General features: G+C 71.0%; 22 protein-coding genes. 8 read left to right on the top strand and 14 right to left on the bottom strand.

The window, feature by feature from the left end:
* Positions 1-35 precede the first annotated feature (35 nt).
* Positions 36-809 (bottom strand): AraC family transcriptional regulator, encoded by a 774-nt coding sequence (locus ACWCRD_RS16465; RefSeq protein ID WP_450966495.1) that lies wholly within the window; start codon positions 807-809, stop codon positions 36-38.
* 102 nt (positions 810-911) lie between these two features.
* Between ACWCRD_RS16465 and ACWCRD_RS16460 the strand changes: the two genes are divergently transcribed.
* On the top strand, positions 912-1736 hold the full coding sequence (locus ACWCRD_RS16460) for a sulfite exporter TauE/SafE family protein (RefSeq protein WP_450966494.1): 825 nt from the start codon (positions 912-914) through the stop codon (positions 1734-1736).
* A 37-nt stretch (positions 1737-1773) separates the two neighbouring features.
* Here ACWCRD_RS16460 and ACWCRD_RS16455 read toward each other — a convergent pair whose 3' ends face one another.
* The 7 genes from ACWCRD_RS16455 to egtA form a co-directional block, all read right to left on the bottom strand.
* A complete protein-coding gene (locus ACWCRD_RS16455) occupies positions 1774-2463 on the bottom strand; it encodes a polysaccharide deacetylase family protein (RefSeq protein WP_450966493.1) in 690 nt (229 codons plus the stop codon).
* A complete protein-coding gene (locus ACWCRD_RS16450) occupies positions 2460-3134 on the bottom strand; it encodes a glycoside hydrolase family 11 protein (protein ID WP_450966492.1) in 675 nt (224 codons plus the stop codon). The genes ACWCRD_RS16455 and ACWCRD_RS16450 overlap by 4 nt, the downstream gene beginning before the upstream one ends.
* Positions 3135-3358: 224 nt before the next feature.
* Positions 3359-4198, bottom strand: coding sequence for an endonuclease/exonuclease/phosphatase family protein (locus ACWCRD_RS16445; protein WP_450966491.1), 840 nt, complete (start codon positions 4196-4198; stop codon positions 3359-3361).
* Positions 4199-4283: 85 nt separating this feature from the next.
* Positions 4284-5246 (bottom strand): L-histidine N(alpha)-methyltransferase, encoded by a 963-nt coding sequence (egtD, locus tag ACWCRD_RS16440; protein WP_450966490.1) that lies wholly within the window; start codon positions 5244-5246, stop codon positions 4284-4286.
* Positions 5243-6034: an ergothioneine biosynthesis protein EgtC gene (egtC, locus tag ACWCRD_RS16435; RefSeq protein WP_450966489.1), complete on the bottom strand. Its 792-nt coding sequence runs from the start codon at positions 6032-6034 to the stop codon at positions 5243-5245. Before egtC ends, egtD begins: the two co-directional genes overlap by 4 nt.
* Complete coding sequence (egtB, locus tag ACWCRD_RS16430) at positions 6034-7368, bottom strand: ergothioneine biosynthesis protein EgtB (protein WP_450966488.1); 1335 nt, start codon at positions 7366-7368, stop codon at positions 6034-6036. The genes egtC and egtB overlap by 1 nt, the downstream gene beginning before the upstream one ends.
* A complete protein-coding gene (gene egtA / locus ACWCRD_RS16425) occupies positions 7365-8684 on the bottom strand; it encodes an ergothioneine biosynthesis glutamate--cysteine ligase EgtA (protein WP_450966487.1) in 1320 nt (439 codons plus the stop codon). The genes egtB and egtA overlap by 4 nt, the downstream gene beginning before the upstream one ends.
* A gap of 288 nt (positions 8685-8972) precedes the next feature.
* Here egtA and ACWCRD_RS16420 point away from each other — a divergent pair, with 288 nt between their 5' ends.
* Positions 8973-9803, top strand: a complete 831-nt coding sequence (locus ACWCRD_RS16420) for a TIGR02452 family protein (RefSeq protein ID WP_450966486.1) — start codon at positions 8973-8975, stop codon at positions 9801-9803.
* Positions 9804-9935: 132 nt separating this feature from the next.
* Here ACWCRD_RS16420 and ACWCRD_RS16415 read toward each other — a convergent pair whose 3' ends face one another.
* A complete protein-coding gene (locus ACWCRD_RS16415) occupies positions 9936-10337 on the bottom strand; it encodes a hypothetical protein (protein WP_450966485.1) in 402 nt (133 codons plus the stop codon).
* Between the two features lie 105 nt (positions 10338-10442).
* Here ACWCRD_RS16415 and ACWCRD_RS16410 point away from each other — a divergent pair, with 105 nt between their 5' ends.
* The 3 genes from ACWCRD_RS16410 to ACWCRD_RS16400 all read left to right on the top strand — a co-directional run bounded on the left by ACWCRD_RS16410 (position 10443) and on the right by ACWCRD_RS16400 (position 13169).
* Positions 10443-11120, top strand: a complete 678-nt coding sequence (locus ACWCRD_RS16410; protein WP_450966484.1) for a helix-turn-helix transcriptional regulator — start codon at positions 10443-10445, stop codon at positions 11118-11120.
* A complete protein-coding gene (locus tag ACWCRD_RS16405) occupies positions 11120-11551 on the top strand; it encodes a hypothetical protein (protein ID WP_450966483.1) in 432 nt (143 codons plus the stop codon). Before ACWCRD_RS16410 ends, ACWCRD_RS16405 begins: the two co-directional genes overlap by 1 nt.
* Before the next feature lie 286 nt (positions 11552-11837).
* Positions 11838-13169 (top strand): phosphatase PAP2 family protein, encoded by a 1332-nt coding sequence (locus ACWCRD_RS16400; protein WP_450966482.1) that lies wholly within the window; start codon positions 11838-11840, stop codon positions 13167-13169.
* A gap of 40 nt (positions 13170-13209) precedes the next feature.
* Here the strand turns inward: ACWCRD_RS16400 and ACWCRD_RS16395 are convergent, their stop codons facing one another.
* From ACWCRD_RS16395 to ACWCRD_RS16380, 4 genes are all read right to left on the bottom strand, one after another.
* Complete coding sequence (locus ACWCRD_RS16395; protein ID WP_450966481.1) at positions 13210-13656, bottom strand: type II toxin-antitoxin system PemK/MazF family toxin; 447 nt, start codon at positions 13654-13656, stop codon at positions 13210-13212.
* Positions 13657-13750: 94 nt separating this feature from the next.
* Entirely contained in the window at positions 13751-15238 is a 1488-nt protein-coding gene (locus ACWCRD_RS16390; RefSeq protein ID WP_450966480.1) for a flotillin family protein, read from the bottom strand.
* Between the two features lie 143 nt (positions 15239-15381).
* Positions 15382-15600, bottom strand: a complete 219-nt coding sequence (locus ACWCRD_RS16385; protein WP_344400764.1) for a hypothetical protein — start codon at positions 15598-15600, stop codon at positions 15382-15384.
* Positions 15601-15626: 26 nt separating this feature from the next.
* Positions 15627-17051 (bottom strand): amidase, encoded by a 1425-nt coding sequence (locus tag ACWCRD_RS16380; RefSeq protein WP_450966479.1) that lies wholly within the window; start codon positions 17049-17051, stop codon positions 15627-15629.
* Positions 17052-17567: 516 nt separating this feature from the next.
* Between ACWCRD_RS16380 and ACWCRD_RS16375 the strand changes: the two genes are divergently transcribed.
* The 3 genes from ACWCRD_RS16375 (at position 17568) to ACWCRD_RS16365 (ending at position 22432) form a co-directional block, all read left to right on the top strand.
* On the top strand, positions 17568-18992 hold the full coding sequence (locus tag ACWCRD_RS16375; RefSeq protein WP_450966478.1) for a DEAD/DEAH box helicase: 1425 nt from the start codon (positions 17568-17570) through the stop codon (positions 18990-18992).
* A gap of 157 nt (positions 18993-19149) precedes the next feature.
* On the top strand, positions 19150-19638 hold the full coding sequence (locus ACWCRD_RS16370; RefSeq protein ID WP_450966477.1) for a GNAT family N-acetyltransferase: 489 nt from the start codon (positions 19150-19152) through the stop codon (positions 19636-19638).
* Between the two features lie 304 nt (positions 19639-19942).
* A complete protein-coding gene (locus ACWCRD_RS16365; protein WP_450966476.1) occupies positions 19943-22432 on the top strand; it encodes a transglycosylase domain-containing protein in 2490 nt (829 codons plus the stop codon).
* Positions 22433-22553: 121 nt separating this feature from the next.
* On the opposite strand, the gene ACWCRD_RS16360 is transcribed toward ACWCRD_RS16365, so the two are convergent.
* On the bottom strand, positions 22554-23774 hold the full coding sequence (locus ACWCRD_RS16360) for a S53 family peptidase (RefSeq protein WP_450966475.1): 1221 nt from the start codon (positions 23772-23774) through the stop codon (positions 22554-22556).
* Between the last annotated feature and the right edge of the window lie 59 nt (positions 23775-23833).

The raw sequence follows: 23833 nt of genomic DNA, 5'->3' as shown, positions 1-23833 counted from the left end.
CCACCGTTCACCCGGCGCCCCTATAACGCCGTTTTTCATGGGGTCGGTTGTGGCTTGTGCGCTGTGGGCGGCCGGCCGAGGAGCTTTTTGAACGCGGCCGTGTAGGCGGCGGGGTTGTCGTAGCCGAGCCGGGCCGCGATGCGGGTGACGGGCATGCCCGCGGTGAGGTGCTGCAGGGAGTGCAGGATGCAGGCGCGCCCGCGCCACTGCGAGAAGCTCAGTCCGGTGCCGCTGCGGAACAGACGGGCGAGGGTCCGTTCGCTGATGTTGAGGGCCGCGCACCAGCGCGCGGGCGGGTCATGGATGTCCGGCTGCTGCAGGAACGCCTCGCACAGTCCGCGCAGCCGCGGCTCGGACGGCAGCGGCACATCGAGGGGCAGCGGGGTGAGGTTCCTGAGTTCGTGGAGGAGGAGGGCGGCGAGCGCCGCGTCACGGCTGTGCTCGGCGTAGCACGGCTCCATGTCGACGGCGGCCAGGATCAGTGCCCGCAGCAGGTCGCAGACGTCGACGGCCTGGCAGCGGGCGGGAAACCACGGCACGGTGGCCGGTTCGATGTAGAGACTGCGGGTGCTGACGCCCGTCATCGCGACCTGATGCCTGGTCAGGGGCGGGATCAGTACCGCGCGGGCCGTGGGGATCGTCCAGTTGCCGTCGTCCGTCTCGACCCGCATGACGCCGGTGGCCGCATACAGGACCTGGGCGCGGCGGTGCTCGTGCCAGACGAGCAGATGGTCGTGGGGGTAGTCGGTGCCGATGGCCAGCACGGCACGGCCGAGGTCGTCCACCTCCGCGACCGGGATGTTGCGCATGCCGCGAGACTACGCACCACCACGCGGCTGTGTCTGCTGCGCGTAGGAGATCGGCAATTCATCGATTGCCCGCCATGTCGCCTGATCCGTAGCGTCTGAGCAGTGCTGATCTCTTTCTCCACCCTCCTCTTCTTCGGCTGCCTGACCGGCCTGACGACGGTCCTCTTCGGCTTCGGCGGCGGCTTCATCACGGTCCCCGTCGTCTACGGCGTCCTGAGCGTGACGACGGGTTCCGGGGCGGACGCCATGCACATCGCGGTGGCGACCTCCGCGGCGGTCATGGTCGTCAACTCCGTGGCCGCCGCGCTGGCCCAGTGGCGTCAGGGCCGACTGCGCCGTGCGTATGTGTGGCCGCTGGCGGCGTTCATCGCCGTCGGCGCGGGTGCCGGATCCTTCGCGGCCACTTTGATCGGCGGTACGGCACTGCGGCTGCTGTTCGCCGCCTACCTGCTGGTGACGATCGCCGACAGTGTGCTGCGCAAGGGCTTCCTTGCGGTGGCCCACCGGACGGGCCCGAAGCCGTTGGGGCGGGCCACGACCACCCTCGGCGGAACCGGAATCGGTCTCGTGGCCGCCGGTCTGGGCGTGGGAGGCAGCGTCATGACGGTCCCGCTGCTGCGCCGCAGGGGTCTGCCCATGGCCGAGGCGACCGCCATGGCCAACCCGCTCAGCGTCCCCGTCGCCGTGGCCGCGACCCTCGTCTACGCCCTCGCCCCGACCGCACCGGCCTGTACGGGGCGACTCGGCTACGTCGACCTCACCGCGGGCGCCGCACTGCTTCTCGGCTCACTGCCCACCATCGCGTTGGCGAGGCGGCTCACCGCCCGGGTCACGGACCGCGTCCACTCCATCGCCTACGTCCTGTTGCTCGTGGTCGTACTGGTCGTGATGGTGGCAGTGGAGGGCCGCCACCCCGTCGGATCGTGACCGGGATGGCGGCCGGTGCTCGTGCGGGTGGTTCCGGTCAGGACGGGGCCACGGCGCGGCCGGTCCGCGGGGAGATCATGCCTGCGCACAGATTGCGGGCGGCCAGGCCCTGCGCGATACGGGGGATCGCGGCGACCGTGTTGGCGGGCCAGTCGTGCATGAGGATGACCTGCCCGTTGGTGAGCCGGCCGGCGGCGGCCACGATCGCATCCGTACCGGCGCCGTTCCAGTCCTGCGAATCGACCTGCCAGAGGACCTCGGTCAGGCCGTACTTGGCCTCCACGGCCTTCACGGTCGCGTTGGTCTCGCCGTACGGCGGCCGGAACAGTCTCGGCGTGCCGCCGCCGGCGGCCGCGACGGCCTGCTGGGTGCGGGAGATCTCCGAGTCGATCTGCGCCTGGCCGAGCTGGGTCAGGTGCGGGTGGGTGTAGCTGTGGTTGCCGACCCACATGCCCGCGGCGACCTGGGCCTTCACCTGCGCCGGGTAGGCGGCGGCGTAGCGGCCCTCGTTGAACATCGTGGCCCGCAGCCCGTTCTGCTTCAGGGCGCCCAGCAGGGCCGGTGTGTTGCCGGACGGGCCGTCGTCGAAGGTGAGCCCGACATAGCCGTTGCAGGTGGCGGCCTGCGCCGGGGCGGTGTGGAGGGTGAGGGTGCCCGTGGCGGCCAGGGCGACGGCGGCCAGCGTCGTCGTCCATGGGCGTAACGGGAGGCCTCGTCCGGTGCTCATCCCGACACCGTGATGTTGGAGCTGCCGCTGCTCTGGTAACCCTCGGTCGCGAGGATCATGTAGTACTTGAAGCTGCCGAGGGGCATTCCGGCGCGGGCCCAGGCGTCGAAGTGGTTGCCGGTGGTGATGGTGCCGCCGGTCCGCTTCGACTGTCGCACGCTCCAGTACTGGTTGAAGGTCCTGTTGCCCTCGACGGACGGCGCGTTGTACCGCGTCGTCTGGTAGATGTCGTACGTGCCGCCGTCGCTGGAGACCGTGCCCTTGTACGCCCCCGTGGGCCGGTAGGTGCCCCAGTTTTCGACGATGTAGTACTCGACGAGCGGGTTCGACGTCCAGCCGTACAGGGACAGATAGCCGTTGCCGGACGGGTTGAAGCTGCCCGAGTAGCTCACGTTCCTGCGTCCGCCGGTGCTCCAGCCCTTGCCTGCGACGAAGTTGCCGGTGTTCCTCCAGTTGGTGCTGTAGTTGCCGCCGGAGTTCAGGGTCATGGAGACCGTGCCCTGGGCGTCGGTCCAGAACGAGTAGTAGAAGCCGTTGTTGGTGCCGGTCTGGTTCGTGGTGATGACCGTGGCGGCGCGGGCGGTGCCGGGCAGGGCCAGCGCCGCGGTGGTGCCCAGCAGCAGCGCGCAGGCGCCCCTGCGGCTCATCGGGTGTGCGGGTGCGATGTCCATGTGCGGGGTTCCTCCTCGTCGTCCGAGGCCGGATTGAGGCCGGGTTGTGGTCCAGAGTGTTGGCCTGTCCCCGTCAAGCGTCAATAGTTTCGGCATTGATCGCGAAACATTCGTAGGGTTGGGCAGCAGTTATCTGCCAGAGGAGGAGATATCCAAACCAGGACTGGGCGCGACATCTCGAATGTTTCGAAGGATTTCCGGACCGTCGAAGTCGATGAATGCGCTTACGTCACGTCCAGGTCGGCGAAGAGCAGGTGGTGGTCCGAGTACGTGGTGGGTTGCACGCGGTGCGCGAGCGGGGCGATGCCTCGCAGGAAGACGTAGTCGAACCTGCTGTGCCAGTCGGTGGTCGGCTCGCAGCTGCCGGCGTGCGAGGGGCGGCACCGGGGGTCCGTGTCCGCGGCCAGTGCCCAGATCCGGGCGAGTTCGGGGGCGTCAGGTGCGGCGTTGAAGTCGCCGAGGACGATGGCACGGTCGTGTCGCGCGACCTCGGTGGCGAGTACGGCGGTCTGGTCCGCGCGGACTGCCTCTTGACGCCGTTGGGCGAGGTGGGTGTCGAAGACCCGGACGGGCCGGCCGTCCACCGTGGTGGTGACGGCCAGGTAGCCACGGTCCTCGGAGCCGCCTTCGGGGTATTCCACGGTGGCGCGGTCTGTCATCGGCGCCGCCGCGAGGACCGCCTGGCCGAAGCCTCCCGGACTCCACGGCGCCCCACCGCAGCGACCCCAACTCCGTAGGACCGGCCCGTACTCGACGTGGTAGACCAGCCCGTAGAGGCGCTTCAGGTGGTCCCGGATCCGCTCGACGTCACTCACGCACGCTTCCTGCAAGCCGATGACCTGGGGCGCATACGTGGCGATCTCCGCCGCCCGGTCGACGTTGCCCGCTTCGCAGGGGTTGCAGAGGTTCCACGTCATGACCCGGTTCGGTACGACATCCCTGGCGGCATCGGCGGGCAGTGACCTGGCGAACAGGGCACCGCCCGGGACACTGGGTCCGACGAGCAGTATGCAGGCCACGACCATGGCGCCGGCAAGCAACCGCGTGCCCCTTTCGAGCACCATGGCCTCCTCGCGGCGTCCGACGTCTCCCTGCAGGAGGCTACGGGCCCGACCGCCGTTCCCGGCGGTCGGGCCCGGGGTGCGCAGGTCAGCGCGCCACGCTCAGCGACAGCGCGAAACGGCCCTCCTCGTCCGTCCACCAGTGGGCCAACTCCAGTCCCGCCACGGACAGTTCGGTCCGTACGCCCTCCTTGCGGAACTTCGCCGACACCTCGGTGCGCAGCTCCTCGCCCGCCTCGAAATCGACGGCGAGATCGAGTGCGGGGATCTTCACCGACTGCGCGGTGCGCGAGCACAGGCGCATCTCGATCCATTCGTTGGCGGTGTCCCACAGGGCGACGTGGTCGAAGGCGCCGGGGTCGAAGTCGGCGCCCAGCTCGCGGTTGACGACGGCGAGGACGTTCTTGTTGAAGGCCGCCGTCACACCGGCCGCGTCGTCGTACGCCCGGACCAGCACCTGCTCGTCCTTGACCAGGTCCGTGCCGAGAAGCAGCGCGTCACCGGGGGAGAGGAGGGAGCGGATCGAGGCGAAGAAGGCGGCCCGTTCTACCGGCAGCAGGTTGCCGATCGTGCCGCCGAGGAACGCGATCAGCCGGGGACCCGGCGTGTCCGGCAGCGTCACGCTCGCGGTGAAGTCGGCGATCAGCGCATGGACCTGGAAGCCGGGACGCTCGGCGACGAGCGCCTGCCCGGCCTGGGTGAGCGCGCTCTCGCTGACGTCGACGGGCACGTACGTGTGCAGCCCGGTCAGCGCGTCCAGCAGATAGCGCGTCTTCTCCGACGACCCCGAGCCGAGTTCGATCAGGCTGCGGGCGTGTGTCGCTGCGGCGATCTCGGCGGAGCAGGCGATGAGGATCTCCCGCTCGGCGCGCGTCGGGTAGTACTCGGGCAGCTCGGTGATCTGCTCGAACAGCTCGCTGCCGTGGGCGTCGTAGAACCATTTCGGCGGCAGCGTCTTGGGGCTGCCGGTGAGGCCCTGCAGGACGTCGGCGCGCAGGGCTGCGTCCGTGGCGTCCTCGGGCAGGGTGCGGGTGAGAAGGAACGGACTCACGTACGGGGCTCCTTCGGCAGTGCGGGGGCCGAGGCGTCGCTCGGCTCCTTGAGGGGAGTGAGCAGCACGTCGGTGCGGCTCGCCGCCAGCAGGGTGCGGTCGGGGACCTCCTGCCAGTGCGGATCGTCGTCATAGGGCTCGGAGGCGACGACGACGCTGCGGCCGGGCCGGGACAGGTACCAGAGGGTGTCGCCCCAGGTGGTCGCGGTGATGGTTTCGCCGTTGCTGAGCAGCAGGTTGAGACGGGAACCGGGGGCTGCCTCGGCGACCTCCACGACCGTGTCGGCCAGCGCCTGCCCTTCGTCGTCCCCGGTCCGCAGTCGCGCCAGGACCAGCGCCCACACGAGTGCCGAGTCGTTGCGGGCCTCCATCGACAGCACGTCGACCGCGGGCAGGCTCGCCACCAGGGGCGCCAGCGAACCCGGCCACCCCTTCACCGCACCGTTGTGGCTGAACAGCCAGGGCCCGGCCGCGTACGGCGCCGCCGCGGCCTCCGCGTCGGCACCCGACAGGGTCGCATCCCGTACGGCGGCCAGGACCGCCCCCGAGCGCACGACGCGGGCCAGGTCGGCGAAGGACAGGTCGGCCCAGATGGGCCCGGCCCGGCGGTAGCGGGCCGGTACCGGGTCGCCCTCGGCGTACCAACCCACCCCGAAACCGTCGGCGTTGACCGTCCCGTACTGCTGCCGCCGGGGCGCCCACGACTGGCGGTACAGGCCGTGCGCGGGCTCCACGAGAACCCTGCCGAGCGGCTCCTCGGGCCCCAGATAGGCCAGGTGTCGGCACATCAGACGTCTCCCGCGGGGCGGGCGGTGCGGAACCCGGAGAAGATCTGCCGCCGGATCGGGTAGTCCCAGTTGCGGAACGTCCCCCGGCAGGCCACCGGGTCCACGGCGAACGAACCGCCGCGCAGCACCTTGTACTCGGGCCCGAAGAACACCTCCGAGTACTCCTTGTACGGGAAGGCCTCGAAGCCCGGGTAGGGTGCGAGGTCGCTCGACGTCCACTCCCACACGTCACCGATCAACTGCCTTACGCCGAGCGGGGATTCGCCCGCGGGGTAGCTGCCGGCCGGGGCCGGGCGCAGATGCCTCTGCCCGAGGTTGGCGTGCTCGGGCGCAGGGTCGGAGTCACCCCACGGGTAGCGCATCGAGCGGCCGCTCGCCGGGTCGTGGCGGGCGGCCTTCTCCCACTCGGCCTCGGTGGGCAGCCGCCGTCCGGCCCAGCGGGCGTAGGCGTCGGCCTCGTACCAGCACACGTGCACGACCGGCTCGTCGGGCGGTACGACCTCGGTGATGCCGAAGCGGCGCCGCAGCCACTGCTTGCCGTCACGCTTCCAGAACAGCGGTGCGTGGATGGTGTGCTCGCGGATGTGCGCCCAGCCGGCGGCCGTCCACCAGCGCTCGTTGTCGTAACCGCCGTCGTCGATGAACGCCTGGTAGGCGGCGTTCGTCACCGGCGTGGTGTCGATGTAGAAGGACGCCACCTCGCGCCGGTGCGCGGGGCGTTCGTTGTCCAGCGCCCATGGCTCGGTGGAGGTGCCCATGGTGAACGGGCCGCCCGGGACGAGGACTTCGGCCGGGCCGGTGAACAGCGGCACGGGTTCCGGGTCCGGGGCGGTCAGGGCCTGCGGGCCCTTGCGGAGCTGATGGGTGATCAGCATCGTCTCGTCGTGCTGCTGCTCGTGCTGCGCGATCATCCCGAAGGCGAAACCGGCCTCGGTGAGCCGGGTGCCGTGGAAGTCGGCGCTCTCCAGCAGGTCCATCACCCGGCCGCGCACCTCGGCCGCGTAGGCGCGGGCCTCGGCGGGCGGCAGCAGCGGCAGCGAGGGCCGCTCGGAGCGCGGGTGCTCGAAGGCGTCGTAGAGGCCGTCGATCTCGGGGCGCATCGCCTCCCGGCCGGCGACGGCCCGCAGCAGCCACAGCTCCTCCTGGTTGCCGATGTGCGCCAAGTCCCACACCAGCGGTGACATCAGCGGTGAGTGCTGCGCGGTCAGGTCGGTCTCCTCGACACAGCTGGTCAGGAGCGTGGTGCGGGCGCGAGCGGTGGTCAGGGTGGTCAGGGCCCGCTCGCGCAGGGTCTCTGCGTCGATCGAGGATTCGTCGAGGGCGGGGTCGGTCATGATGTGCGGAGGTCCTTCCCGTGCGGGCGCCGGTCGGTGCCACGCACCCGGTCCAGCAGGTCGTCGGCGGGGCTGCGGCCCTGACTGACATAGCGGTCCAGATACGCCGACACGGCGTCCGTGACCTGGGTGGTGGCGCCGAGCCGGGGCAGGGCGTCGAGCGCTGCCGTGAAGCAGGTGACCGCCGCCTCCTGCAGCTCAGTGTCGGCCAGGCCGACCCGGGCCGCGTCGATCCACAGCGGATTGTGCGGCGCCGGCAGCGTCAGCGCCCGTTCGGCCAGGGGCTTCACGGTGCGGTACGCGGTCTCGGTGGCCTGCGGGTCGTCGAAGAGCGCCTTCGTCACGGCGAGCGGGACGATCCACCCGTCCTCGCCGGGCTGGGCGTCGATCATGCGCAGTTCGAGGAAGCCACGCGGTCTGACCGGCGGGAACAGCGTCGTGATGTGGTAGTCGAGGTCCTCGCGGGTGGGGGGCCGCGGCGCCCCCGACCTGGTCCACTCCCGGAAGGTCAGCCCCTCCGGAACGTCCCAGGGCCCGTCGTCCCCCCGTATGCACATCACCGGCGCGTCCATGACGTGCCGCGCCCAGGCCCGACGGGGATCGCCGTCCAGCGGGGGTGCGCCCGCGCGGCCGGGGCCGATCTCCAGCCACAGCAGCTGCCGGGTGGAGCGCCAGCCGGTGGGTTCGTGTCCGGCCAGCGGGGAGTTGGCGAAGGCGGCCACCAGGACCGCGCCCAGCTGGTGCGCCAGCCACCAGCGGCGGCCGTGGCCGAGGGGGCCGGGCTCCTCGTATCCGGCGTCCAGGCAGACCTGGACGGAGGCCGAGGTGCACATCATGCGGCGCCCGGACGGGCCGGTGCGGTCCAGGCAGGTCTCCATGGCGTCGTAACGCCGCTCGTGCAGGTACCGGCGGGGCGGATGCCAGGGGTCGTGGCCGATGCCGACGATGCCGAGATCCTGCCCGGCGAGGACCGAGCGGACGGCGTCGAGGTCGGCGGAGACGGTACCGATGCACTCCATCAGGGAGGTGGCGGGCGGCGAGCTCAGCTCCAGCTGGCCGCCGGGCTCAATGGTGAGCGCCGACCTCAGGGGCACGGTCCGCAGTGCGGCGTAGGCCGCTTCGAGTCGTTCGGATGTGACGGGGAGCTGCGGTGTGCGCAGCTCGTGGACGAGCCATTCCACTTCGACCCCGACGGTGCGGGGTGGGCCGGTCTTGAAACAGATGCCCCGGACCAGTGCCTCCACCTCGGCTGGGGTGAGGGCGGTGCGGGGCTCCGTACAGTCGCTCGCCGGAGCGGCGCTCGGCGTATCTGACATGTCGGGAACCTCCTGAGATTCGACCGTGTCGCCGGCCCGGCCCGTCAGGTACCCGGACGGCAGCACCCGTCCCACCCAAGACCCTCCCGCCGCATCGCACAAGGGTGCGTATCGGCATGTTCCGGCTCGGTAATCTCCTCGTTCCCGGCGTTTCCTGTGGCGTTCCTGGGCGTTCGCGGACGCGGAAACTCTGTTGCACCGCATGTCCAGGATCGCCCATGATCGGTCCATGAGCACGACGGGGGAGCGCGCACGGCGCGCGCGCACGGCGCACACGGGGGTGGCGCCATGAGCGCGCGCCTGCGCGGCGTCGCACAGCAGACGCAACAGATCGTGGCGGCGGGCGGGTATCAGGCGTCCGACGGGCGCGAGGTGTCCATTGCCGCGGAGGTGGAGGCGGCGCGGGCCGGTACGCGGATGTACGGTCCGGAGCCCGTGCCCGTGTCACCGACCGCCACCGCCGACACGTTCTTCGAGGTCACGGGCGAAAGCAGCCTGGAGGCGGCGCGCCGGCTCGGCGGGAGGGTCGCGGTGCTGAACTTCGCCTCGGCCCGCAACCCCGGCGGTGGTTTCCTCAACGGCGCCCAGGCCCAGGAAGAGGCCCTGTGCCGCGCCTCCGCGCTGTACACGTGCCTGCTGCGGGCCCCGGAGTTCTACGACCACCACCGCACCCACCGCGACCCGTTCTACACCGACCGGGTCATCCACTCCCCGGCGGTGCCCGTCTTCCGCGACGACCGCGGCCGCCTGCTGGACGAGCCCTGCACCGCGGGCTTCCTGACCGCCGCCGCCCCGAACGCCGGAGTGATCAGGCGTACGGCGCCGCAGCGCGCCGCTGAACTGCCGCAGGCCCTGGCCGTGCGCGCCGAGCGGGTGCTGGAGACGGCGGCGGCCCACGGCTACCGGCGCCTGGTGCTGGGCGCCTGGGGGTGCGGGGTCTTCCAGAACGACCCGGCGCAGGTGGCGGGCGCCTTCCGGGCGCTGCTCGGCCCCGACGGCCGATTCGCGCGGACCTTCGAGCGGGTGACGTTCGGGATCCTGGACCGCACGACGGGCCATACCGTCCGAGGTGCGTTCGCACAGGCGTTTCCGGTGGCGCAGCCGCAGCCGAGTCGGTGAGTCCCCCGCAGACGGGGGATGCTGCGGGGGACTCACCTAGGAAGACGGACGGAAGTCGGTCCGAGTTCCCCGGTCCAGTACTTTGCTTGTCGTTGCGTTCGCACAGGCCTCAGAGGGCTGGCGAACGTGGTCTCAGGGAGCCTGGCCGATCTGCAGGCCGGGGCGGCGGCGGTGGACCGTCAGGTAGGCGAGGCCGTCGTCCCCCGCGGTGATGCTGCGGGTGGAGCCGTGGGGGAGCCAGAGCAGGGTGCCGGTGGTCAGGGACTGCGGCTCGTCCTGCCGGCCGGCGCCGAGGACGCCGTCGCCTGCGACGACGAGCACCAGTACGTCCAGGTCGGGCTCCGCGTGCGGGGCGATATGGCGGCCCGGAGTCAACCGGACCACATTGGCGTCGAGTTGGCGTCCGCTCTCGGCGAGCTTCCACAGCACCGCGGTGTCGCTCGAAGCCGTGGCGCTCAAGGCGTCGGTGTTGCCCAGGATGCGCGGGACCGCCACCTCCGCCTCCCGGCCGGCCTGCCTCTCGGCCTTGCTCATCGGCTCCCCTCCATCTGTGCGCACTCGCCGGCCCTGCCGCTTGCCCCCAATTATTACAAGTATTATTTGGAGAAAATGGTCGCAGGTGGGAGGGGAGTGAGGGGCATGTCGGGGGCGCACAGAAGCCGGCGTCGGCGCGAGGTCCTCGACGTGCTGCGCACGGCCGCGGTCCCGCTCGGCGTCGCGGAGACGGCCGAGCGCATCGGTGTTCACCCGAACACCGTTCGCTTCCACCTGGAGGCCCTGGCCGGAGAGGGCCTCGTCGAGCGGCAGGTGCTGGAGCCCTCCGGGCCCGGGCGGCCGCGCACCGTCTACGCCCCGAGGCCGGGCATGGACCGAGGCGGAACCCGCAGCTATCGGCTGCTCGCGCAGATGCTGCTCGGCCGGATCGCCGCCACGGGGCCCGACGCGCGGTCCACCGCGATGGAGGCCGGCCGGGCCTGGGGCCGTTCCCTGGTCGAGCCGCCGCCCCCGTCCCGGCGGCCCACCCCCGAGGAGTCGGCGGGCCGGCTCGTCGAGCTGCTGGACGGCCTCGGCTTCGCCCCGGACCCGGAAGGCGGCAAGGTCCCCGCACGGATCCGGCTGCGGCACTGCCCCTTCCTCGAACTCGCCGAGGAGTACGGCCAGTTGGTCTGCCCGCTGCATCTGGCGCTGATGCAGGGCGCATTGGCCGAGCTGCGCGCCCCGTTGGCCGCGACCGATCTGGAACCGTTCGCCGAACCCGATGCGTGCCTGGCCCACCTGGCGCCCGCACCGCAGCAGACAGCAGAGAGGCATCCTTGATGTACCCCACGTGGGCCGCGGTGGCGGCCGCGATCACCTTCGTCTGGCTCGGCATGGTCCTGGCGATCTCCTTCCTGGAAGCACCGCTGAAGTTCCGTGCGCCTGGCGTGACCATTCCCATCGGGCTGGGGATCGGCCGGCTGGTCTTCCGGGCGCTGAACCTCACCGAGGCCGTGCTCGCCGTCGTGGTCGTGGCCGCCGTCGCGGCGGGCGATCCGCCCGGCCGGGTCGTGGGGCCGGTCGCCGCGGCGGCGGCGCTGCTCCTCGCGCAACTGCTCGCGGTACGCCCGCGCCTCAACCGTAGGTCCGACCGGGTCCTGGCGGGCGAGGACCTGCCCCGCTCGCGAGACCACCTCTACTACGTCGCCCTCGAGGCCGCCAAGGTCGCGGCGCTGATCGCCCTGGGAATCGGCCTGCTGACTGCCCGGTGAGGCAACCTTGTTCGGGCCGAACAGGTCTTCTCAGCCGGTGCGGGCGTTGCGAGACCGCCCGTGACCAGCGAAACCCACTTGCACTGCCCCGATAGCATGTTCGAGCCCACGGCGATCGCCGCCATAGTCCGCCCTCTACCGAAAAACCTCGCCATCCAGTACAAAAAGCGACCTGACTAACCAACATCTAAAAAAATCGGCCGGCCAATTGATACCCAGAGAATCGCGGTTGTTCTCGCGAATAAGATCCAGTTCTTCCTTCGCCACCTCGTGGCGGCCGCGGACGGTGCTGTGGACCGCGGCGGGTGCAGTGGTGCTCGGATTCCTCCTCGCGTTGGAGGTCGCCGCGCGCCGCTACGGCCTGCCGGGGCCACTCACGACCCAGGTGCAAGAGGTGGTACTGCCCCCGAAATCGGGCTTCCTGCTTTACGCCAGCATGGGCTTGATGATGGTGGTGCTCACCCGGCGGCAACGGTTCATCGCGGCGGGTACCGCGATCGGCATCGACATCGTCTTCCTGGTGGTGCGCTGGGCGTGTGACGTCAGGGTGACCGAGGGCCATCATCCGTTCGGAAACGGGGCGTTGTGGGTGATTCTGGGCTGCGCCGTCATCGCCGTCACCCGCCGCACCGGCCAGGAACGTGTCCTGCTGCTGAAGGGCGTCGGGCTGGCCCTGCTGCTGGTGGCCGGCCGCAAGACCGGTGACACCTGGCTGCTCATCACCTCGAAGACGCGCACGATGGTGCTCGACCAGTACGTGGCAACCGCCGATCACGCGCTGGGCAATCCGTCATGGCTGGTGGGCCGGGTCGTCAAGGCCACCGGCCCGGTCGGCTTCCACCTGCTCGACCTCGTCTACGGCCAACTCGCGGTGGCCGCCGTCGTCGTGACGCTGTACCAACTGCGCAATGTGGCCGCCGAGCGCCGCTTCCCCAGCCACCATCTGGTGCGCACGTTCTTGGTGATCGGCCTCCTCGGACCGGCCATCTACATGATCTTCCCGGTGGTCGGGCCGATCTTCGCCTACGGCACCGGCACCGACCAGTGGCCCTCACCCGACCTGGGGCCGGACGCGCTGCCCACCGTGCACTGGGCGGTGGCCGACCTGTGGCCGGGCACGGCGCCGCCGCTCAACGCCCCGCACCCGATGCCGTTCGACGCGTTCACCCCGCGCAACTGCATGCCCAGCCTGCACACGGCATGGGCCACCGCGATCTTCATCCATTCCCGGAAGGGCCCACGGGCGCTGCGCTTCGCCGGCACGTTCTGGCTGATCGCGACGCTCTGCGCCACCCTGGGCTTCGGCTACCACTACGGCGCGGACCTCATCGCGGGCGCGGTGTTCACCCTCACCATCGAGGCAGCCCTGCGCGCGAACACGCGCGGCTGGGACCGGTCGGGGATCCAGCTGGTCGCCCACGGCGCAACGGTCTTCGCCGCACTGCTGGTGTCGTACCGCTATCTGCCGATGGACATGGCCAGGCACGCGTGGCTGTTCGGGCCGCTGCTCCTGCTGGCGATGATCTCGGTGATCCACGACTATGTGCGGACCACCAGAGCGTGGGAACCGACGGCAGCTCCGGCACGGCAACTGGAGCCTCAGCCCGAGCTCGCGTGACATGCGCGAGGCCCCGGCCGGTCAGGCCGGGGCCTGGCGTTCAGCTCCAGCCGTAGCGCTCCGCCAGCCGCTGCCGCACCAGGTTGAACCGGCCGCGGTCCAGGGCGCAGGCCTCGCGGCGCATGCCGTCCTCGTGCAGCCGCAGCACCCGGTCCACGTCGATCCAGGAGTCCCGCCCGGACCGGTCCCAGGGCCCGCTGCCGATTGCCACCCACTCCCGGTCGTCGTCGTGCCGCTTGCTGGACAACTGCACGGCGAGCAGGGTGCCGCCGCTCTCACGGGCGACGACGAGCACCGGGCGGTCCTTGCCGCGGCCGTCGTTCTCCTCGAAGGGCACCCAGGTCCACACGATCTCGCCGGGGTCGGGGTCGCCGTCGTGCGCGGGGGAGTACTCGGTGCGCACCCTGCCGACCTGGCGGGGGTCGGCCTCGGTGGTGGCGGTGGGGCCGAAGCGGCCCGGGACGTTCTCATCCATAAACGCAGTCACGCAGGCACCTTAGAGGGGCGGGGCGCCTCAGCAGGCCGGGGGCCCTCGAAACCGAGGACCCCCGGGAGCTGTTGTCGTAACCGTGCCGGTGCCGCTATCCCTCCTTCTCCACCGGCACCTTCTGCGACGGCGGTGCCGCTGTCCCGTTCAGGGACGGCGAAGTGCCGTGCGGGGTCTGCCCGTTCTGGTTCATCGAGGCCAGCAGCTGGCGGGCCAGCCCGAGGCCGGTGCCGCCCATGGTGAGCGCCTTGGCGAGCATGTCGGCCATGCCGTCCGCGCCGTTGAGCACCACCATGTTGTCGACGCTGCCGAACGCGGACGCGCCCGCCTTGACGATCTCCGGCCAGTTCTCGGCGAGTTGCTGGGCGACGACCGCCTCCTGGTTCTCGGCGAGGGCCGCGGCCCTCGCCTTGATGGCCTCCGCCTCGGCGAGCCCCTTGGCCCTGGTGGCCTCGGCGTCCGCCAGACCCTTGGCCTGCGCGGCGGCGGCCTCGGCCTCACCGGTGGCCTTGGTCGCCGTGGCGGCCGCCGCACCGCGTGCCTTGGTCGCCTCGGCCTCGGCGCTCGCGGCCGTCTTGACCCGGGTCGCCTCGGCGGCGGCCGCCAGCTCGGTCTCCTTCGCCTTGGCCTGTGCCGCCGAGATCCGCGCGTCGCGCTCGGCCTCGGCCAGCGTGCGCTTCTCGTAGGCCTTGGCGTCCGCGGGCTTGCGGACGTCCGCCTGGAGCTGCTGCTCCCGCCGGTGCGCCTCGAGTTCGGCGACCCGGGTCTCCTGCACGACGACCTCCTGCCGGGCCGCGGCATCGGCGAGCGGACCCGCCTGCCGCGCCTGTGCGGCCGCCTTGTCCCGCTCGGCCTGGTAGCCGGCCTGCAGGATCTCGCTGTCCCGGGTGGCCTCCGCCATCCGCGCGAACGACTGCTGCTCGGCCTCGGTGGCCAGCCGGTTCGACTCCGCCTGCGCGATCCGCGCGTCCCGCTGGACGGCGGAGGCGTGCGGCGCGGCCAGGTTCTGGATGTACCCCGTCGGGTCCTCGATCTCATGGATCTGCAGGGAGTCCACGATGAGCCCCAGCTTCTCCATCTCCGTGCCGCAGGCGGCCCGGGTCTGCGCGGTGAGCTTCTCCCGGTCGCGGATCATGTCCTCGACGGTCAAGCCGCCGACGATGGAGCGCAGATGACCGGCGAACACGTTGTGCACCCGCTCCGCCATCAGCTTCTGCTGGTCGAGGAAGCGGCGGGACGCGTTCGCGATCGACACGTAGTCGTCGCCCACCTTGAAGATGACCACGCCCCGCACCTTGAGCGGAATGCCCTGGTGGGTCACGCAGTCCACATGCAGTTCGGTCTCGTTCAGGTCGAGCGAGAGCTTGCGCACCGCCTGCACACCGGGCAGCACCAGCGTGCCGCGCCCGGTGACGATGCGGAATCCCATGCCCTCGCCGAGCCCCTCCGTCTTGTGCTTCGAGCCGGAGATGACGAGCGCCTCATTGGGCTCGGCGACGCGCCACATGAGCTTGAACAGACCGATCAGAACGAGAATGGAGGCAACCACCACTCCCGCAACGACGCCGACAACCATCGGCATACGCCCCCTTTGCATGGTGCCCTTCCGGCACCGAACGAAGGGAGTGTGCTCCTGCGCGAGGCCGGTGAGAAGACGCCTGGGAATCCTTGTCGTTTTCTTGACGCCCGACCCTTGCCAAGGCTCTCACCTGGGGCGGAGCATGCTCAACTGTCGTATGCGGCGGTGACGTAGACGGTCCTGGGCGGCAGGTACTCGACGACCATCACGACCGTGCCCCGCTCGATCCGGTCGCTCCCGGCGGCCGCGTACGCGAGGAAGTGCTCGGCCCCGCCCCGCACCCGGACGATCACCTCGCCGACGAGCCCGGGCCCGACCGTACCGGTGACCCGCCCCATGAGCCCGACCATCGACGCATCGTCCATGGGCACAGGGTACGGGCCGAAACCGCCTATGCCGCCGGGGAATCCGTGACGGCCCGCTGCGGCGGCCACGCCTCGTGCCAGCGCAGCTCCGCCTCCAGCTGCGCGGCGAGCGAGATCAGCAGGGGCTCGCTCCCGGCCGGCCCGAGCAACTGCGCCCCCACGGGCAGTCCGCCGTTCACGAACCCGGCGGGCACGTTGACCCCGGGCCAGCCCAGCACGTTCCACGGCCAGGCATACGGGCACGCGGCGATCATCGCCCGGTCGGTGGCGAAACCGCTCAGCTGCAGCATCGCGCCGATGCGTGGCGGGGGAGCGGCGGTCGTGGGCGCGAGGACGACGTCGTACGACTCGAAGAAGGTGCCGATACGGCGCTGCAGCACCGCCTCCGCCCGCCGCGCCGCCCGCAGCGGCACCCCGCCCAGCAGCCGGCCCAGCCGGGCGGCCTCGCGGGTGCGCCGGTCCAGGAGGGCGGGGAACGGCGTCTCGGCCACGCGCTCTGCGATGCCGGCGGTGGCGCGGGGAACGAAGGTGAGCCCGATCTGCCCGTAGGGCGGGTCGGCCTCCTCCACGACATGCCCCAACGCGCTGAGCTGCTCGGCCAGTTGGAGCACCCGGGCGCGTACCCCCGGCTGGAGGCGGGCGGGCACGGCGGTGAACGGCGGCTTGAGGGAGAGCGCGATGCGCAGCCGCCCGGGCTCGCGGCCCACCGCTTCCAGGGCGTTGATGGCCTCCGGCCGGTGCGGATCGCGCTCGTGGTTGCCGCTCGCCGCATCGAGCAGCAGGGCCGCGTCGGCGACCGTGCGGGCGAGGGTGCCGTTGACGGTGATGCCCTGGAAGGACTCGCCGCGCGGCCAGGTGGAGATGCGGCCGCGCTGCGGCTTGATGCCGACGAGGTGGGTCCAGGAGGCGGGGATGCGCACGGATCCGGCGCCGTCGGAGCCGAGCGCGGCGGGCACGAGACCGGCGGCCACGGCGGCGGCCGACCCGCCGGACGAGCCGCCGGGCGTGTGCTCCGGATGCCACGGATTGCGGGTCGCGCCGAAGGCGGGCCCCTCGGTGAAGGGCCACTGCCCGAACTCGCAGGTGTTGGTCTTGCCGACGACCACGGCCCCGGCCGCCCGCAGCCGCCGTACGGCCTCCCCGTCCTCCGCGACCGGCGGGAACTCCCCGTCACAGCCGAAAGCGGTCGGCTCACCGGCCACGTCCATGTCGTCCTTGACGGCCACGGGCACGCCGAGCAGCGGTTTGCGCACCCCGGCGGCCAGTTGCCGGTCCGCCGCGTCGGCCTCGGCGAGGGCGGCCTCGGCGCGCACGACCCGGAAGGCGTTGAGGGAGGGCTGCGTCGCCTCGATCCGCGCGAGGGCCTGCTCGACGAGCGCCCGGGAGGTGGTCTCCCCCTCGGCGAGAGCTCGGGCGGACTCCGCCAGGCCTGCGGCACGGTCGAGCGTCATACGGGACACCTCTCCGGGACGGCGTTGTCTACTGAACGGTAACGTCCCATGGGCCGAAGCGGTACGGCATCTCGAACATCCCTTCCCTCGGCGGCGATTCGCCAGAAACACAACCGCCGCGCAGGTGTCATCCAGGCCTGCTCAGTCCATTGACGCACACAGGGCTCACCTTCACCTTCTGGCCGACTTGTCGAACTCTGTTTGATATACCGGACATCAGGGTTTTCAGTGGGACCAAGGAGCCGCACGTGAGAACTCGACGCCCCGCCCGTCCCGCCGCAGGGAGCTGTCTCCAGGGTGGAGAAGCGAAGTTGGTCCGCTCCTGGTCCGGATCCCAGGTCCGGCTGTCGTTCCTGGGCTGAGCGGCGCGGCTCGGGGAGGCGCGGACGGTGTGCCACGTGCTAGCGTTGCGCTTTTGCTGTGCCGCTGTGTCGGCGCTCCGTTGAGTGTCGCTGGTCGGCGGCCGCGTCCCCGCCGCGCCTTCCTCGGTACGGTCCCTTCGCAGGAAGGCTCTCTGTGAGCGATTCAGCACGTGCCGATGCCCGGCAGCAGGGCGATGTGTCCGAGGCGTCGCGCGCCACTCCGGCAGGACCCACCGCGGTGTCCTTCGCCGAGCTGGGGCTGCCGTCCGAGGTTCTGCGGGCGCTCGATGAGCAGGGCGTGACGGTGCCCTTCCCCATCCAGGCGGCGGCGCTGCCGAATGCGCTCGCGGGACGGGACGTCCTGGGCCGGGGCCGCACAGGATCCGGCAAGACGCTCGCCTTCGGCCTGGGGATGCTCGCCCGGACGGCCGGGCAGCGCGCGCAGCCGAAGGAGCCGCTGGCGCTCGTTCTGGTGCCCACCAGGGAGCTGGCGCAGCAGGTCGGTGAGGCGCTCACCCCGTACGCCGAGGCGCTGCGGCTGCGGCTCGCGACCGTGGTGGGCGGCGTGTCCATCGGACGGCAGGCAGCCGTGCTGCGGGATGGCGCCGAGATCGTCGTCGCCACGCCCGGTCGGCTGCACGACCTCATCGAGCGCAAGGACTGCGGACTGGGACGGGTGCGCATCGTGGTCCTGGACGAGGCCGACCAGATGTGTGACATGGGGTTCCTGCCGCAGGTCATCGGGGTCCTGGACCAGGTGCGTCCCGACGGGCAGCGGATGCTGTTCTCCGCCACCCTCGACGGCGACGTCGACCAGCTGGTGCAGCGCTACCTGCGCGACCCCGCCGTCCACTCGGTGGACCCTTCGTCCAGCGCCGTCTCCGCGATCGAGCACCACGTCTTCGTCGTGCACGGCCCGGACCGGTACGCCGTGACCACGGAGATCGCCGCCCGGGACGGCCGCGTTCTGCTGTTCCTGGACACCAAGCACGGCGTCGACCAGCTCACGCGGCATCTGCGGGCCAGCGGCGTGGCCGCCGCCGCCCTGCACAGCGGGAAGTCCCAGCCGCAGCGCACCCGGACCCTGGCCCAGTTCAAGAACCGGCAGATCACCGCGCTGGTATCGACGAACGTCGCCGCACGCGGCCTGCACGTCGACGACCTCGACCTCGTGGTCAACGTCGACCCGGCCACCGACCCGAAGGACTATCTGCACCGCGCGGGCCGCACGGCCCGGGCCGGCCGCTCCGGCACCGTCGTGACACTCGTCCTGTCGGGACAGCGCCGCGAGACGAGCCAGGTCATGGCGGACGCCGACGTCGCCCCCAAGGTCAGCAAAGTGCGGTCCGGCGAGGCGGAGCTGAGCCGGATCACCGGCGCCAGGGCCCCCTCCGGAAAGCCTCTCGACGGCGGACCGGCCGTACCGCGCCCCAAGAACCACAACATCCCGTTCGGCGGCCTGGGCAGCACCAAGGACGCGAAGAGCGGTTCCGGTGGCAGGTCGTCCTCCCGCAAGAGCAGCGAAGCCCGCAAGCTCGCGGAGGCCCGTAAGGCGGCCCGGGTGCGGCGCGGCGGCTGAGCCGGCTTCGCGAGCTGCCGGCGGCGTCTTCGTCCGCGCTGCTGGACGAATACGCCGACCCGCCTCGCCACGGCAGCCCCGGGAGCGGTGCAGGAACGCCTGCCCGAGCAGCCGACCCGCCGCACGAAGACCCTCCCCGGTGCGAAATACTTTCCCGATGAGTCCACGCACCTCCCCGGTCAGCCAGCCGATCACGATACGGAGGGCCGTCGCGCGGGATGCCAAACGGCTCACACGGCTCGTGCGCGGCTCAGGCGCCTACGAGGGCAAGTACGCAGCCGCGGTCGCGGGCTACCGGGTCGGTCCTGATTACATCGAGGCCCACCGTGCCTTCGTGGCCGTCGGCGCCGACGAGCATGGAGGCCGGGTCCTCGGGTTCTACTCGCTAGTCCTCGCTCCACCGGAGCTCGACCTGCTGTTCGTCGCCGACGACGTGCAGAAGCGGGGCATCGGACGGCTGCTCGTGGCGCATATGCAGTCCGAGGCCCGTGCCGCCGGGATCGACCGTCTCAGGGTCGTGTCGCATGTTCCCGCCGAGGACTTCTATCGCCGTGTTGGTGCGGTGCGGACCGGGACCGTGTTCGCGAACCCGCCCGCCGTGCCGTGGGACCGTCCCGAATTCGAGTTTCGCATTCCTTCGGAATGACGCTTTCTGAGCCAATCCTCGTGCGGGCGGGTCCAGCCGTTTTGCCGGTTGCAGAGGTTCTGGCCCGTTGCTCCAGAAACCGGCGCCGTGCATCGACGGCGGTCGTCCGCGCTTCGCCCACGCCGGCCACCCGGGCTTTGGCGGAGCCGGTTGCCGTCGTATGCTCCGCACCGCTTAATCTTACAACTTGTAGTAATTGGCGAGAGTGGCAGTGGGCCCCAGGCCAGGCCCTTCACGCGTCATGGCGGGGCCGGTCGGCTTCGCAGCGGCGAGCAGGCCTGTGCCTGGCTGAGGAGTGGCGAGGATGAGTGAACACCGGCGCCGACCGTCGGGGAGGACCGAGCCGTCCGGCTCGGACGGTGTACCGTACGGCGGCCGTGCCGAGGCGCGCAGGGCTGCGCGGGCGGGGGACAGGCGGGGCCACCGCGCGGCGGACAGGCCTCGTGCGGCGGCCGGGCGTTCCGGCCGGGCGGCCGCGCGGCGCACGAATGCGGCACGTTCCGGCCGGCGCCTGATCGACTACCCACGTGCGGGCAAGCGGGGCGTGCGGCGGTGGCTGCCCTCGTGGAAGCAGATGCTGGGCACCTTCCTGCTCTTCTTCGGGGGCTTGCTGGGCCTGTTCTCGTACGCCTACGCCACGACGAGGATTCCGAGTGCGAATCCCAGCACCCAGCAGCAGAGCAACACCTATTACTGGTCCGACGGCTCGGTGATGGCCACGCAAGGCTCGACCAACCGGCAGAACGTCGACCTGGCCCAGGTGCCCAAGGCGGTGCAGTGGGACTTCCTGGCCGCGGAGAACGCCACCTTCTACTCCGACCCCGGCATCGACACGCAGGGCATGCTGCGTGCCGTCTACCACATGGCCACGGGCGGCGAGGTGCAGTCGGGATCCACCATCACCCAGCAGTTCGTGAAGAACACCTACCTCGACCAGAGCCAGTCGGTCACCCGCAAGTTGAGGGAGATCATGATCTCCCTCAAGATCGGTGGGCAGATGTCCAAGCAGCAGATCCTGCAGGGCTATCTCAACAGCTGCTACTACGGGCGGGGCGCGTACGGCATTGAGGCCGCGGCCAACACCTACTATCACGTCCACGCCTCCCAACTGACCGTCAGCCAGGGCGCGTTCCTCACGGCCACGGTCAATGAGCCGAGCGTGATGATGCTCGCCGACACCGACCCGCAGGCCAAGGCGCAGGCCACGGCGCGCTGGACGTACGTCCTGCAGCGCATGGCCAAGATCCACAAGATCACCGATGCGCAGGAACAGCAGTACCTGGCCGCCGGATTCCCCACGCCCAAGCCCTACACGCCGTCGGCGGGGATGTCAGGGCAGACCGGCTATCTGGTGCAGACGGCGCAGAAGTACGTCGAGGCCCATACGTCCCTCACCGACCAGCAGCTCGGCCACGGCGGCTACCAGATCTACACCACCTTCGACAAGAAGAAGGTGAAGGCGCTGGCGGCGTCGGTCGCGGCGATGCAGAAGAAGCACCTCGACCCGAAGCACCGCTCGGCCGACAAGGATGTCCAGGTCGGTGCGGCGTCGGTCGATCCGTCGAGCGGTGCGGTCGTGGCGCTGTACGGCGGAGCGGGCTGGGACAAGGGCCACTGGACCGACAACGCCGACGCCAAGGGGGTGCCGGTCGGCTCCACCTTCAAGCCGTTCGACCTGGCCGCCGCCCTTGACCACGGCGCCGTACTCTCCCCGGGCCACTCGCCTTCACCGATCACCCCGGACTCCAAGTTCAACGGCGACGACGGCATCACCATCAAGAACCAGCAGGGCCAGGAAATGCCGAACCCGGGTGACCCCACGGGGCTCCTGCACCAGCGCAACGACGTTTCCACGAAGTGGGGCTACATCACCCTGCGCAAGGCCATGGAGCAGTCGGTGAACACCCCGTACGTCCAGCTCGGCGAGTACGTCGGCTACGACAACGTGGAGAACGAAGCCCTCAAGGCGGGACTGCTGCGGGGCAGCCTGCAGTACGACACCCCCGGCTTCTACATCGGCACCTCCACCCCCTCGGCGATCCGCATGGCCGGCGCGTACGCCACCTTCGACGACGGCGGCGTCCAGCACGAGCCGTACTCGGTGACCAAGGTCATCGCCGACGGCCGGCAGCTGCCCGGATTCGAGGCGCCCAAGGGGACGACAGCCATGCCCGCCTCGACCGCCGACACCGTCACCGACGTGCTGCAGGACGTGGTCAAACACGGCACGGGCACGAACGCCCAGGCGCTGGGCCGCCCGGCGGCCGGCAAGACCGGCACCACCGACGACTACAAGTCCGCCTGGTTCATCGGGTACACCCCGCAACTGGTCACGTCGGTCAGCATGTTCAAGGAGGATCCGAAGAAAGCCGGTCTGCAGTCGATGCAGGGCGTCGGCGGCTACTCCAAGGTCTTCGGCGCCGACATGCCCACCGAGATCTGGACCGGCTACATGACCGCCGCTCTGAACGGCCGACCCGTCCAACAGTTCCCGCCCGCACCCCAACTCGGCCAGAGCAGCGACGAGTACGGCGCCCCCTCGCCGACCCCCTCCGCCACCGCGAGCACGCCGTCGGCCACCCCAACGGCACCGAGCCCCACCACCGGAACATGCCACGGGCGGAAGAAGGACTGCCCCAGCCCGACCCCGACCGACACCGCCGGCCCCACCACCGGCGGCGGCTCGACCGGCGGTGCGGGCGACGGCGGGCTGATCGGCGGCACCACCGGTGGCAGCACCTCACCCACACCGACACCCACGCCGAGCCCCACTGGCCGCGGCCGGCATCCGTAACCAACGAGCCGACGTCGCCGCCGGCTCCGACCCGATGGCAGAGGACCACGAATGCCCGAACGACCAGGCGGTGGTCCTCCGCTTGGTGCACACGTCCAACCGGCTTACGTCATGCGGGTGTTCAGCCGGTGAACGCGGCCGTCCCGTTCGGGACGCCGAGCCCGGACGGGCCGTCGTACCCGGTGGTGCCGGTGCAGAGGTAGGAGCCGCCGCAGCTGCCGTTGGAGCCGCTGGTGACGTCGTACAGCGCCGAGGTGTGCGCGTACGGGAAGGACGCGGGGTAGGAACCGGCGGACGGGGCGCCGCCCAGTGCGTACGTCGCTGCGACCAGCGGGGAGGAGGCGCTGGTGCCGCCGAAGACCATCCAGCCGGTGGCCGAGCGGTAGCTGTCGTAGACCGCGACACCGGTGTTCGGGTCGGCGACCGCGGACACGTCCGCCACCGTGCGGTTGGTGCAGCCGGTGTCCTTCTGCCAGCTGGGCTTGGCGTCGTACGTGGAGCAGCCGGAGCCCGCACCGCTCCACACGGTGTCGGTCCAGCCGCGCGAGGTCGACGCGGTCTTCAGGGACGTACCGCCCACCGCCGTCACGTACTTGGACGCGGCCGGGTACTCCACGCCGTAGCCGTTGTCGCCGGAGGAGACGGTGATGGCGACACCCGGGTGGTTGAAGTAGCTGGAGTCGTACGTCGAGTCACTGGAGGACTCGGAGCCGCCGTAACTGTTGGAGACGAACTTCGCGCCCAGCCGTACAGCGGTGTTGACGGCCGTGCCGAGGTGGGTCATGGACGCCGAACTGGCCTCCACCAGCAGGATCTTGCAGTTCGGGCAGGCCGCGCTGACCATGTCGAGGTCGAGGGATATCTCCTCGGCCCAGCCGGAGTCGCCGCGCGGGTAGCTGGTGCCGCCGCTCTGGCCGACCTTCTTGAAGCAGCCGTTGGCGGTGGTGCAGGCGGACAGGCCGTACTGGGAGCGGTAGGTGGCGAGGTCGGCCTCGGCGTTGGGGTCGTCGTAGGCGTCGACGATCGCCACCGTCTGGCCCGAACCCCCGCTCGCGGAGGGCAGGTTGTACGCCGACTGCAGCGAGGCGGGGCCGTAGCCGGAGGGTGCGGCGGCGGCCGTCAGGTCGCTCTCGGCGTGCGCCGATTTCGGGGTGCCGGCGGTGACCTGAAGGGCGTTGCAGGCCATCTCGCCCTTCTGCGTCGGGGCCGCGCAGGCGTGGGCGACGGTGACACCGTGGGACGGGGAGGCGGTGGCCTGGGCTGCGTGGCCGAGCGGGGCGGCCAGGGCGAGGGCGGCCGTGGCGAGCGTGGCCACGGCGGTAAGGGAAACGGTTCTGCGCAACGTACGTCCTTCACATAGCGGGTGAACCGGGAAGGGCTGTGGGGGGTGCGCGGTACGAC

Source organism: Streptomyces sp. NPDC002092 (genome assembly GCF_053593775.1).
Note: the sequence above shows the minus strand (reverse complement) of the source record. Positions and strands in the feature narration are given on the sequence as shown.